The organism is Citrobacter sp. Ca225 (genome assembly GCF_030337175.1).
GTDB lineage: Bacteria > Pseudomonadota > Gammaproteobacteria > Enterobacterales > Enterobacteriaceae > Citrobacter_A > Citrobacter_A amalonaticus.
The window spans coordinates 25,145-38,034 of sequence record NZ_JAOWCD010000100.1 but is presented as its reverse complement, the minus strand read 5'-3'; the positions used below and the strand labels follow the sequence as shown (position 1 = coordinate 38,034).

General features: G+C 54.6%; 11 protein-coding genes. 4 read left to right on the top strand and 7 right to left on the bottom strand.

Annotated features, from left to right (window positions below):
• Nucleotides 1-49 precede the first annotated feature (49 nt).
• Entirely contained in the window at nucleotides 50-265 is a 216-nt protein-coding gene (ydgT, locus tag OGW13_RS20845) for a transcription modulator YdgT (protein ID WP_043000783.1), read from the bottom strand.
• A gap of 283 nt (nucleotides 266-548) precedes the next feature.
• Nucleotides 549-674: a division septum protein Blr gene (blr, locus tag OGW13_RS20840; RefSeq protein WP_043001937.1), complete on the bottom strand. Its 126-nt coding sequence runs from the start codon at nucleotides 672-674 to the stop codon at nucleotides 549-551.
• A gap of 240 nt (nucleotides 675-914) precedes the next feature.
• On the opposite strand from blr, the gene OGW13_RS20835 reads away from it, so the two are divergent.
• The gene (locus OGW13_RS20835) at nucleotides 915-1,955 is read left to right on the top strand and encodes an oxidoreductase (protein WP_043000782.1); all 1,041 of its coding nucleotides are present in this window, start codon (nucleotides 915-917) and stop codon (nucleotides 1,953-1,955) included.
• Between the two features lie 40 nt (nucleotides 1,956-1,995).
• Here OGW13_RS20835 and add read toward each other — a convergent pair whose 3' ends face one another.
• Both add and OGW13_RS20825 read right to left on the bottom strand, forming a co-directional pair.
• A complete protein-coding gene (add, locus tag OGW13_RS20830) occupies nucleotides 1,996-2,997 on the bottom strand; it encodes an adenosine deaminase (protein WP_058588025.1) in 1,002 nt (333 codons plus the stop codon).
• 102 nt (nucleotides 2,998-3,099) lie between these two features.
• Nucleotides 3,100-4,443 (bottom strand): aminotransferase class I/II-fold pyridoxal phosphate-dependent enzyme, encoded by a 1,344-nt coding sequence (locus OGW13_RS20825; RefSeq protein WP_287116498.1) that lies wholly within the window; start codon nucleotides 4,441-4,443, stop codon nucleotides 3,100-3,102.
• 242 nt (nucleotides 4,444-4,685) lie between these two features.
• On the opposite strand from OGW13_RS20825, the gene OGW13_RS20820 reads away from it, so the two are divergent.
• A complete protein-coding gene (locus tag OGW13_RS20820) occupies nucleotides 4,686-5,714 on the top strand; it encodes a Mal regulon transcriptional regulator MalI (protein WP_043000778.1) in 1,029 nt (342 codons plus the stop codon).
• A 26-nt stretch (nucleotides 5,715-5,740) separates the two neighbouring features.
• Here the strand turns inward: OGW13_RS20820 and OGW13_RS20815 are convergent, their stop codons facing one another.
• Both OGW13_RS20815 and manA read right to left on the bottom strand, forming a co-directional pair.
• Nucleotides 5,741-7,222 carry a YdgA family protein gene (locus OGW13_RS20815; RefSeq protein ID WP_287116437.1) on the bottom strand — a complete coding sequence of 494 codons (1,482 nt, stop codon included), beginning with the start codon at nucleotides 7,220-7,222 and terminating at the stop codon, nucleotides 5,741-5,743.
• Nucleotides 7,223-7,323: 101 nt separating this feature from the next.
• A complete protein-coding gene (manA, locus tag OGW13_RS20810) occupies nucleotides 7,324-8,499 on the bottom strand; it encodes a mannose-6-phosphate isomerase (RefSeq protein ID WP_187251455.1) in 1,176 nt (391 codons plus the stop codon).
• Between the two features lie 217 nt (nucleotides 8,500-8,716).
• On the opposite strand from manA, the gene fumB reads away from it, so the two are divergent.
• Both fumB and fumC read left to right on the top strand, forming a co-directional pair.
• Nucleotides 8,717-10,363, top strand: a complete 1,647-nt coding sequence (fumB, locus tag OGW13_RS20805) for a class I fumarate hydratase (RefSeq protein WP_044254633.1) — start codon at nucleotides 8,717-8,719, stop codon at nucleotides 10,361-10,363.
• 141 nt (nucleotides 10,364-10,504) lie between these two features.
• Nucleotides 10,505-11,908: a class II fumarate hydratase gene (fumC, locus tag OGW13_RS20800; protein WP_287116436.1), complete on the top strand. Its 1,404-nt coding sequence runs from the start codon at nucleotides 10,505-10,507 to the stop codon at nucleotides 11,906-11,908.
• Here the strand turns inward: fumC and tus are convergent.
• Complete coding sequence (tus, locus tag OGW13_RS20795) at nucleotides 11,905-12,834, bottom strand: DNA replication terminus site-binding protein (protein WP_287116435.1); 930 nt, start codon at nucleotides 12,832-12,834, stop codon at nucleotides 11,905-11,907. The two genes, fumC and tus, sit on opposite strands and share 4 nt — an antisense overlap.
• Nucleotides 12,835-12,890 lie beyond the last annotated feature (56 nt).

Below are 12,890 nucleotides of genomic sequence, written 5' to 3'. Positions count from 1 at the left end.
TGTTTTTGGGGCAATTATTATAAAGCTTTTACCGGCAAGCGCTACTTTCTTATTGCACGTAGTGCCAGACGGATTTCGGTACCTGACCAACATCAAAAAGGCGACCGCCGGAGACCAGTTCTGCGCGGCGATGATCGGCCGCGCGATACATATTGATAATGTCATGATCGTCGGTCAGGGTGTAGTGCAGGTGGTCAAACAGCTTTTCCAGGCTTTCGAGCGAGCTAATTTTGCGAAATTTTAATAAATAATCCTGAACAGTCATAAACAGGGATCCCTATATATAAAAATAAAGCCACGAGTGGTGAAGGTAAAATAAACCTGTCCCGGTGAAAGGAACCGGCAGGTAAAGGCCGAAAAAGTATTTTCTTAAATGATGTTTGCAGTGCCAGACGACACCAGAGCGAAGGGTAACGCGCTTCGCCATCACTGGCAACAAGCGCCGGCATGGGAGGCCGCACAATTCGCTTTTTCAGATAATTTTTCGGCTTTTTCTGCAAATAATTCGGGAAAACCGACTTTCCAGGCGACATACGCCGCCTGGTGCGCTATTTCTGCTGAACAGCGGCAGTCGGTTCGGGAGGCTGATAATTATCGATATGATTGGCAACGCCAAGGAGGACCACGGACACCGCAAGAACCACCCAACCTGTTAATTCAATAAGACGATTGATGACTGACGACATTTGCTTGATTTATCCTTAAATACCGGCAGCAGATGTTACTTAGCAATAATTATCCCGGCAAGTGTTTCGGGAACGATTTCAGCGACTTTATACCGACAAACTGCCCGAAAGTGACATTTATTTGACTTAAGTTAAATAACGACCTTTATAGCCTCAGGGTTATTAAACTATTGTGAGTGGTTCATGGATAGTGTGAAATAGTCACAGACTGAAACGAGAGGCATATATATGAGTGACAACATCCGTGTAGGACTGATTGGCTACGGATACGCCAGTAAAACGTTCCATGCCCCCCTGATTGACGGCACGCCGGGACTGGAACTGGCCGTCGTTTCCAGTAGCGATGCAGCGAAAGTGAAGGCGGACTGGCCTTCCGTGGCCGTTGTCTCTGAGCCGAAGCATCTGTTTAACGACCCTAATATTGATCTGATCGTCATACCCACACCAAACGATACCCATTTCCCGCTGGCCAAAGCGGCGCTGGAAGCGGGTAAACATGTGGTGGTTGATAAACCTTTCACCGTGACACTGTCACAAGCGCGCGAACTGGATGCGCTGGCACGCAGTCTGGGACGGGTGCTCTCTGTTTTCCACAACCGTCGTTGGGACAGTGACTTTTTGACCCTGAAAGCGATGCTGGCGGAAGGCGTTTTGGGTGAGGTCGCCTATTTTGAATCGCATTTCGACCGCTTTCGTCCGCAGGTACGGGATCGCTGGCGTGAGCAAGGGGGACCGGGAAGCGGTATCTGGTACGATCTGGCACCGCATCTGCTTGATCAGGCGATCAATCTGTTCGGTCTGCCTGTCAGCATGACGGTAGATTTGGCCCAGTTGCGCCCGGGGGCACAGTCAACCGACTACTTCCATGCCACGCTTTCCTACCCGCAGCGTCGGGTGATCTTACACGGTACGATGCTGGCGGCAGCGGAATCGGCGCGTTACATCGTGCATGGTTCGCGCGGCAGCTATGTGAAGTACGGTCTGGATCCGCAGGAAGAGCGTCTGAAAAATGGCGAGCGCCTGCCGCAAGAAGACTGGGGCTACGATATGCGTGATGGCATCGTCACACGCGTTGAAGGCGAAACACGGGTGGAAGAGACCTGGCTGACCGTGCCGGGGAATTATCCGGCGTACTATGCCGGGATCCGCGATGCGTTGAATGGTCACGGAGAGAACCCGGTACCGGCGAGCCAGGCTATCCAGATTATGGAACTGATTGAACTGGGAATTGAGTCGGCGAAACATCGTTCGACGTTATGCCTTGCCTGATGTCTGAAAGGCCCGATGAATCACGACGGGCCTCTTTTCGCTATGCCGCCGCCACTTTTTCTCGCAGCGCCTGTTTTTCCGCCGCGTTCAGGAAGGCGATTTCCAGTCCGTTAATCTGTGCCTGACGAATCTGCTCACGGCTCAGTCCTGCTGCCGGTGCCGCAACGGTATATTCGTGAATGATATCCACTCCCTGAACCGCCGGATCGTCAGTATTCAGGCTGGCGAGGACGCCATGCTCGAGGAACGTTTTCAGCGGATGCGTGGACAATGATGCCACGGTGCTGGTCTGAATATTCGACGTCAGACAGGATTCGATGCCAATCCGTTGTTCCGCGAGGAAATCCATCAGCGCCGGATCCTCAACCGCTTTCACGCCGTGGCCGATGCGTTCCGCACCCAGTTCGCGAATGGCCTGCCAGATGCTTTCCGGACCGGCAGCTTCTCCGGCGTGCACCGTAATGTGCCAGCCTGCGTCACGCGCGCGGTTGAAATGGGACAGGAACAGGCTGCCGGGGAAGCCCAGTTCATCACCGGCAAGGTCAAGCGCGGTGATCCGATCGCGGTGCGCCAGCAGTGCTTCCAGCTCCTGTAGACACGCGGCCTCGCCGAAGGTCCGGCTCATGATGCCGATCAGTTGCGCCTGCACGCCAAAGGTTTTACAGCCTTCATGTACGCCAGCGATGACCGCTTCCACCACGCCAGCAACCGGCAGCTGATGTGTCATTGCCATGTAGCCCGGAGAAAAACGCAGTTCTACATAGTGCAGGCCATTGCGGGCGGCGTCTTCGATATTTTCAAACGCGACGCGGCGACAGGCGTCGAGGGACGCTAAGACTTTCACGCCCCAGTCCAGTTTCGACAGAAAGCTAACCAGATCCGGTTCAGTGGCCGTGACCTGTACATGAGGGATCAGCGTTTCAAGGGTTTGCGCGGGGAGGGGCAAATTGAACTGGCGGCCAAGATCCAGAATGGTTTGTGCCCGGATGTTACCATCAAGGTGGCGATGAATGTCAGTTAACGGCAGGGAATTATCAATCATGGTCGCACTCATTATTCGTATATAAAAGTGCGCGCTATTATAAAAACAAAAGCAGGAGAAAAGCTATGTTGCGCAATGATTAATTCCATTGCGCAACCGGGGTCAGCGTACCGATCGGATCGCGTTAATTAATCCGTTCACGCCTTTTTCGAGTTTTGAACGTGGACAACCGGCATTCAGTCGTACAAAACCGCGTCCTTCATCACCGTAAGTAAAGCCGGGCATGATGGCGATTTTTTCCTGCTGAATCAGCGCATTCTGCAATGCATTATCATCAACGTTTAATGCCCGCAGATCGATCCACGCGAGATAGGTCGACTGCGGCACCGGCCAGTTAAGTTCAGGAAAAGCGTCGTTCAGCGTATCTGCAATGTAGTGTAGATTGTCCCGGAGATACGCCCGTAGCGCGTCCAGCCACGGCTCACCCTGTTCATAGGCCGCGATATGAGCAGTCAGTGCCAGCACGGCGGGAGAGGACAGACCGTCGCGACCTTTCAACGCGTTGAGATACGTATCACGACTGTCAGCGTCTTCAATCATCCCGTAAGCGCCGGTTAACGCCGGAATATTGAAGCTTTTGGAGCCAGAGGTAAACAGCGCCCAATTGTCACGCGCCACATTGCTCCAGGGGATGTGCGGCTGTTCGCCCCAGACCATATCCATATGAATTTCATCAGATATGACCCGCACGCCGTGACGCTGGCAGCGTTCCGCCATCGCTTCCAGTTCCTCGCGCGTCCAGACTTTACCGGTCGGGTTATGCGGACTGCACAGCAGCAAAATTTTACTTTCCGGACGCGCCAGCGCCGCATCCAGTTTCTCTATATCGCAATGCCAGTGGCCATTGCGCTGTTCCAGTGCCACCGGAACAACATGGCGCTGATTGCCTTCGATAGCCTTATAGAACGCGTCATAGGCTGGGGTATGGAGCACCACGCCGTCACCGACAGAAGACCACTGGCGGATGAGCTGTGACACCATATAGATCACGGAAGGGCCATACACCAGCGATCCGGTATCGACACGCGTATTGTGGCGCCGGGCAAACCAGTGGGCAAGCGCGCCGAGGATCCCGGTGTCAATTGACTGAATACCGAGGATATTCTGGATGTTGTTGGCTTTCAGGACCGCCGCATCGGTGGTCGGCAGAATACCCTTTGCTGTCAGCCAGAAGTTAACGGCGAGGTTCATTACCGCGTAACCGACAAAACCGGCAAACGCCGCCACGCCTTTGTTTTCGCGCGCCAGCCCGAGCGGAATCGCAATACAGAACATCACCGGCAGGAAACTGAAGGCAAAGGAGCCAACTTTGCTCATCCAGGTAAAGATGGCCTGTAGCACCGGATTACCCAGTGCCGGAAGCAGGGTGATCACATCGTGGCTGCTTAGCGAACTGCCAATCCCCAGCATAATCCCGCAAAACGAAAGCAGCGCCACGGGCAGCATAAACGTTTTCCCTAACTGCTGGAAAAATTCCCACAGCGTAATTTTTGGTGTTGTTTTCGCCGTCATCTAACGACTCCTTGTGCAAATCCATCGGTAATGAGAAAATTTGATCAAGAAGATAAAACGTTTTATCACTTTTTAGTGCGGTGAAAATCACATTATCAGACGATATTAACGCGTATAAATAGAGGTAATAGATAAAACGTTTTATCTGTCACATTATCAGGGAGTCTGGCGTTTTTATGGCCATAGCCAAAAAAATCACTATCCACGATGTTGCACTGGCGGCGGGCGTCTCCGTCAGCACGGTTTCACTGGTACTCAGCGGCAAAGGTCGTATTTCAACCGCCACCGGCGAACGGGTGAATGCGGCGATAGAACAACTCGGTTTTGTGCGTAACCGTCAGGCTTCGGTGTTACGGGGGGGCCAGAGCGGAGTGATTGGATTGATTGTCCGCGATCTGTCGGCTCCGTTTTATGCTGAACTGACGGCGGGATTAACGGAAGCACTGGAAGCACAGGGCCGGATGGCGTTTTTGTTGCATGGTGGTCAGGATGGTGAACAACTGGCGCAGCGTTTTGCCATGCTCTTGAATCAGGGCGTTGACGGCGTGGTGATCGCCGGGGCGGCGGGCAGCAGCGATGACCTGCGCCTGATGGCGGAAGAAAAGGGCATTCCGGTGGTTTTCGCCTCGCGAGCCAGTTATCTGGACGACGTGGATACCGTGCGTCCGGACAATATGCAGGCCGCGCAACTGTTGACGGAGCATCTGATTCGTCACGGTCATCAGCGCATTGCATGGTTGGGTGGGCAGAGTTCATCATTAACGCGTGCGGAACGCGTCGGCGGCTACTGTGCGACACTGCTGAAATACGGTTTACCGTTTCACAGCGACTGGGTCATGGAATGCGCATCCAGCCAGAAGCAGGCCGCCGAGGCCATCGGCGCGTTACTACGACGCAATCCGACCATCAGCGCCGTGGTGTGCTACAACGAAACGATTGCGATGGGCGCATGGTTTGGCCTGATGCGGGCGGGACGGCAGAGCGGTGAAGTGGGGGTTGATCGCTACTTTGAGCAGCAGGTTTCATTAGGCGCCTTTGCCGATGTGGCGGAAAACGCGCTGGACGATCTGCCAATTGTCTGGGCGACAATGCCGGCGCGGGAAATGGGCTACAGTCTGGCGGAACGCATCCTGCAACGCATTGCGCGTGAGGAAAGTCACACCCGCAGTCAGACGCTATCTGCGCGACTGGTGGTGCAAGAATAAACCCCTCCGCAGAGGGGTTCTGGTGATTACGGCTGGGGCAGCACCATGCCGAACATTCCGACAAACTCCTCCAGCGGCATCTTCTTCCCGTTTAAGGTCACCTGACCATTCGCGTACTGCAGGCTGGTGCCAATGGTGTTGTCTTCAAGGGTGGTAATGCGGAACATCTGTCCCATCGCGGCCAGGCCTTTCACCTGCTGGTTGGCAAGTTTAGCGGCTTCATCCTGCTGATAACCTTCCAGACGGGCGACCTGAGTCATAAACTCAACGGCCATATCCACCGGAATCGACAGCTTACCGTCGAGCGATTTCACCGAGCGGTCGACTTCGTCGGCCAGCGTTTGCGGTTCACCTTGCGCGGTGGCCGGATCCTTCAGGAACAGGGACAAATTCAGCGCCGTTTCGCCTTTGGCATTTTTCCAGCTCAACGGCGCAATGGTAATGACCGGTTCGCCTTTCATCAACAGCGGCAGGGCACCAAAGAAAGCTTCGGTCACTTTCTGCTGATACAGTTCCGGGTTGTCCGCCACGTCCGGCTGCGATAACAGCGCCTGGGTCTGGGCATTATACTGCTGGCTAAACTGATGCCATGCCGCGCCGTCAATCTGACCGACTTTCAGCGTCAGCTTGCCGCTTCCCAGATCCTGATTCTGAACCTTGAGGCTGTTCAGGGTGTAATCCAGTTGGCTGTTGATGGTTTTACCGTCATCCACGAGATCGGTCTTCCCACTGATCTCCATGCCTTCCAGCAGCGCCATCTCTTTGCCTTCAACGGCGAGGGTCATTTTCCCAATCGTGACTTTCTGATCGCCGACGCGCTCACCAAAGCTGGCAAGCGTGCTGGAACCTTCTGTTTTCAGGTCGTTAAAGGAGAGCTGGACCTTTTGATCGTACTCGTTCACCGCATCGACCAGACCGCTCTTCGCTTCACCGGAAAGGGAAACCACGTTGCCTTCTTTATCGGCATTGAAAATAAATTCGCCGCCGCTGAAGGCGACTTTCTCCGCCCCTTTTTCGTAGTTCAGCGGTTTCAGCGACATTGCGGAACGGGTATCGCCGCTGTAGCTGATTCGCGAATTGATCTCAAAAGGCGTTTCACCTTTCGCCATCTCAAAGAGCGGTTTGCTGACGTCATTGTTGACCAGGGTCGTCTTCACCGAGGCCATCGACGGCAGAAGATTAAAGGTTTTCAGTTGCGCGAACGGGAAGGGGCCGTGATCGACGGATTCGTCAAGCACCACGCTTTGGCCAGCTTTCAGCCAGGGATTTTCTTTTCCGGCCACCGGCTTGAGCACCAACTGTAACTGGCTGCTGAAGATGCCACGCTGATAGTTCTGATAAGCGAGTTCCACGTTTGCTTCCGGCGCGGTGAGTTTAATCTGCGCATTGGCCTGGTCGACCATCTCAGCAAGATGGGTTTCCAGCTTTTTACCTGTGTACCACGCACCGCCCGTCCAGACGACGCCGAGTGCGACAATCACACCTGCAGCTACCAGCGATTTTTTCATATTGTTTATCCATAAAATGAAACCAGGCGGTAGAGACCGCCTGGCAAAGTCATAAGCCGATTACAAGCTTAGCAAGAGTAACTACAAAATTCAGTAAGTTGCTAGAGTTTGTTGTAAACCCGCGCCACACGGCCCACGCCGCTGACGCTCACCGGCGACTCTTCGGCGCTGATAAATGCCGATTCTCCCGGTTTCAGCACCAGGCGCTGCTCGCCTTTGCGCAGGATAGCTTCGCCCTCAACGCAGAAGAGTATCGCGGCGCTTTGCTGGTCAATCGCGGTTTCTTGCGCAGACAGGTCGTGCAGGGAGAACGCGAAATCATCAACCGGGATCGGGAAATCAAGTTCCGCGCCATGTTTCACCGGCGTGGTCAACAACTGGTTCGCCGGTTTTGCTTCAAACTTCACATTGGCAACCAGTTCCGGAATGTCGATGTATTTCGGCGTCAGACCCGCGCGCAGCACGTTATCGGAGTTGGCCATCACTTCCAGCGCCACACCTTGCAGATAGGCATGCGGCGTTTCGGCGAACAGGAACATCGCTTCACCTGGATTGAGCTTCACCACGTTCAGTAGCAGAGGTGAGAAGAGGCCGCTGTCGTCCGGGTAAAACTCCGCGATAAGACGGATGGTCTGCCACGGCTCGCCTTGCTGGGTTTCCAGCGCCGCTTTCAGAATCGCCAGCGCACGGGATTTCTCCTCACCCTGCATACTTAACAGAGCGGCAAACAACTGGCTCAGCCGCTCGGCGTTGGGCTGTTCGAGAAAATGAGCGATGGCAGTGTGTGCGCCAGCCACCGGTTGCAGCAGCGAAACGATTTCAGAGAACTCGCGAAACGCGTTCATGGCAAGGAACGGGGTCAGCGCGAAGACCAGCTCCGGCTTGTGATTGGGATCTTTGTAGTTGCGCTCTGCGGCATCCATCGGGATACCGGCGGCGTTCTCTTTAGCGAAGCCAATTTCAGAATTGCGCTTGTTCGGATGCACCTGGATGGACAACGGCTGCGCGGCGCACAGCACTTTGAACAGGAACGGCAATTCGCCGAATCGCTTTGCCACGGCATCACCCAGCAGCGCGGATTGATTGCCGTCAATCACATCGCGCAGCGAGACGACCTGACCGCTGGCATCTTCAATTTTCGAACTGCTTTTCGGGTGGGCGCCCATCCACAGCTCTGCCATAGGTAACTGCTGCGGATTCGCCAGACCATAGAGTTCCGTCAGCGCCGTTTTACTTCCCCAGGCGTAGTTCTGCACGGAGTTGATGAGTTTTTGCATGTTCAATGCCCTGTTGCAAGTTGGAAATCAGTGGGAACTTAATTCGACTATTAAAGCAAGAAACCTGTGGGAAGTAACCTGTGGGCGCAAAAAGTCGTACTTGTCTCAGTTTTTGTTAAAAAATTGTGTAGGATAGTGTAACTCGCTTTTAACGAGGGCAATGGAACATCTGCCCTGAAGCCTAAGAAAATCAGACCGAGCAGTAAGTGAGAGAACAATGTCAAACAAACCCTTTCATTATCAGGATCCTTTTCCCCTTAAAAAGGATGATACCGAATACACCCTGCTGACCAGTGAATACGTCTCCGTCGCCGAATTTGAAGGACAAGAGATCCTTAAAGTCGATCCGGAAGCGTTAACACTGCTCGCGCGCCAGGCCTTCCATGACGCCTCATTTATGCTGCGCCCCGCACACCAACAACAGGTTGCTGATATTCTGCGCGACCCGGACGCCAGCGAAAACGACAAATATGTGGCGCTGCAGTTCCTGCGTAACTCTGACATCGCGGCGAAGGGTATTTTGCCAACCTGCCAGGATACCGGCACGGCGATTATTGTCGGCAAAAAAGGCCAGCGCGTCTGGACCGGTGGTGGTGATGAGGCGGCGCTGGCGCGTGGGGTATACAACACCTACATCGAAGATAACCTGCGCTACTCGCAAAACGCCGCGCTGGATATGTATAAAGAGGTGAACACCGGCACCAACCTGCCGGCGCAGATTGACCTCTACAGCGTCGATGGCGATGAATACAAATTCCTTTGCATCGCGAAGGGCGGCGGCTCCGCAAACAAGACTTATCTCTATCAGGAAACCAAAGCGCTGCTCACACCGGGCAAACTGAAAAACTACCTGGTTGAGAAGATGCGGACGCTGGGAACCGCAGCATGTCCGCCATACCACATCGCCTTTGTGATCGGTGGGACGTCGGCAGAGGCGAACCTGAAAACCGTGAAGCTGGCGTCGGCGAAATACTATGACGAACTGCCGACCGAAGGGAATGAACATGGTCAGGCGTTCCGTGACGTCGAGCTGGAAAATGAACTGCTGACGGAGGCGCAAAACCTTGGTTTAGGCGCGCAGTTTGGCGGCAAATACTTTGCCCACGATATTCGCGTGATCCGTCTGCCGCGCCACGGCGCATCCTGTCCGGTCGGGATGGGCGTCTCCTGCTCGGCAGATCGCAACATCAAAGCGAAGATCAACCGTAAAGGCATCTGGATCGAGAAGCTGGAGCACAATCCGGGTAAATACATTCCTGAAGAACTGCGTAAAGCGGGCGAAGGGGAAGCGGTTCGCGTTGACCTGAATCGTCCAATGAAAGCGATCCTCGAACAGCTGTCGCAATACCCGGTGTCGACCCGTCTTTCCCTGAACGGCACGATCATTGTTGCTCGTGATATCGCGCACGCTAAATTAAAAGAGCGGATGGATAATGGCGAAGGGCTGCCGCAGTATGTAAAAGATCACCCGATTTACTACGCCGGTCCGGCGAAGACGCCAGAAGGCTATGCCTCCGGTTCACTCGGTCCGACCACCGCCGGGCGTATGGATTCGTATGTTGATCAGCTTCAGTCGCAGGGCGGGAGTATGATCATGCTGGCGAAGGGTAACCGCAGTCAGCAGGTGACTGACGCCTGTCAAAAACACGGCGGATTCTACCTCGGCAGCATTGGTGGTCCGGCGGCCGTACTGGCGCAGGGCAGCATCAAGAGCCTGGAGTGCGTGGAGTATCCGGAACTGGGAATGGAAGCGATCTGGAAAATCGAAGTCGAAGATTTCCCGGCCTTTATTCTCGTTGACGATAAAGGAAACGACTTCTTCCAGCAGATTCAGACGTCGCAGTGCGCACGCTGCGTTAAGTAACGTCAGCCGCCCTTCGGGGCGGTTTTTTTTATCGCACAAACCACCAAACGGTGGTGCTGTCATCGTTGATACTCATAAGACCGCAAGCATGTGGGCAATGTCGAACATAACCTAATCAATTCATTATCTAAGGAGCAGGTCATGGTAACGGTACGCAGCGAGAAAGATTCGATGGGCGCGATTGATGTCCCGGCAGATAAACTGTGGGGGGCACAAACCCAACGTTCACTTGAGCATTTTCGGATCTCCACCGAGAAAATGCCCGTCTCGCTGATCCACGCGCTGGCGCTCACCAAGCGCGCAGCGGCAAAGGTTAACGACGATTTAGGGTTGCTGGCCGCCGACAAAGCTGCCGCCATTATGCAGGCCGCGGATGAGGTGCTGGCAGATAAACACGCGGAGGAATTCCCTCTGGCTATCTGGCAGACCGGGTCAGGTACGCAAAGCAACATGAATATGAACGAAGTGCTGGCAAACCGGGCCAGTGAGCTGTTGGGCGGGGTGCGCGGCATGGAGCGCAAAGTCCATCCAAATGATGACGTCAACAAGAGCCAGAGTTCGAACGACGTCTTCCCGACGGCAATGCATGTGGCTGCGCTGCTGGCGTTGCGCAATCATCTGGTTCCGCAGTTGCAGGTGTTGATGAAGACGCTGAACGAGAAATCAGACGCTTTCGCCGATATTGTCAAAATTGGCCGTACTCATCTCCAGGACGCCACGCCGCTGACGCTGGGACAGGAGATTTCTGGCTGGGTGGCGATGTTAGAACATAACCTGCGGCACATTGAAAACAGTCTGCCGCACGTGGCGGAACTGGCGTTGGGCGGAACAGCGGTCGGCACCGGGCTGAATACGCATCCGGAATATGCCCGTCGCGTCGCCGACGAACTGGCGGCCATCACCCAGGCTCCCTTTATCACCGCGCCGAACAAGTTCGAAGCGCTGGCGACCTGTGATGCGCTGGTTCATGCTCACGGCGCGCTGAAAGGGCTGGCGGCGTCGCTAATGAAAATCGCCAACGATGTGCGTTGGCTGGCGTCGGGGCCACGCTGTGGCATTGGCGAAATCGCCATCCCGGAAAATGAACCGGGCAGCTCGATCATGCCGGGCAAGGTTAACCCGACCCAGTGTGAGGCGCTGACGATGCTGTGTTGTCAGGTGATGGGGAACGATGTGGCGATTAACATCGGCGGCGCATCAGGTAACTTCGAACTGAACGTCTTCCGTCCGATGGTGATCCACAACTTCCTGCAATCGGTGCGTCTGCTGGCGGACGGTATGGAAAGTTTCAACGAGCATTGTGCGGTCGGTATCGAACCCAATCGTGAGCGGATTAATCAGTTGCTCAATGAATCACTGATGCTTGTCACCGCGTTGAATACCCATATCGGCTACGACAAAGCGGCGGAAATCGCCAAGAAAGCACATAAAGAGGGGCTGACGCTGAAAGCTGCGGCTCTGGCGCTGGGCTATCTCACCGAAGTGGAGTTTGACAACTGGGTGCGGCCAGAGCAGATGGTCGGCAGTATGAAACCAGGTCGTTAATCCGCCACATAGAGGTGCAGCCGCGGAATTATCAGACGCAGCGGCTGTGCCTGCGGTTTAAAGCGATGCTGTATGTTTTCGGCATCGTAGTTCAGTAGCTCGCCAATATCCGGCATACCTGCGCCGTTTTCCGTATTGACCAACGCGATAAGCGGCGTAGGGCAGGCATGCTGTACCTGCTTTTGCTCGCCTTTGTACCAGACCCGGGCAATGGGCTGGACTTTGACCGGACGCTTAATTTTGAGTTTTGCCTGTTGTGGCAGGGCGGCGATATCCTGATATTCACGCTCCAGTTTTGCCTGCCACTCCTCGCGGGTCCAGGGATGTACGCTGCGCGGCGTATTCAGACTCTTTTCCAGTTGCGCCAGTACCTCATCGCGTTGCAAATTCTTGATGATATGTTTATTCGCCCAGCCAAAACGCAACGTCGCCGGATCGTTTATCACCGTCAGCGTCCGATAGGCATTGAGCGTAATCAGCCCCGGCAGATGGCGATGGACCCATTCAAAGCGCGCCGCAGACGGCAAACCGGACTCCACGGTGACAATATGCTCAAAAGTGGTTTTCAACTGATTGATGCGCTGTACCAGATTTTCCAGCGCCGCCTGGCTGGCACTGCCCACCTGATAGCACAGCACGCCCGGCAAACGCACCGCCGCTTTACTGCTACGTGTTTCGGACTGCTGCTGAATAAACAGGTGGCGATAATGCGCCAGCGCCAACGCTTCGGCCTCCTTACCCAGATACTGCTTCACCGCAATGGTATCCAGCGGGGCGTGCTCGGCCTCTTTGGTCACCTCCGGCAGCGAAAAGACACGGGCAATCATCAGATGATGTTCTCCGAGCGCTTGCGTTAGTTCAGCCAGCGTCTGCTCCATCTGGCGAAATGTGGTGTTCAGTCTGTCGACAAGATCGTAACGGGCCATTGCGCACCTCATTAGTTACAACATACTCAATGTATAGCACGTTATCTCGCCTGCGA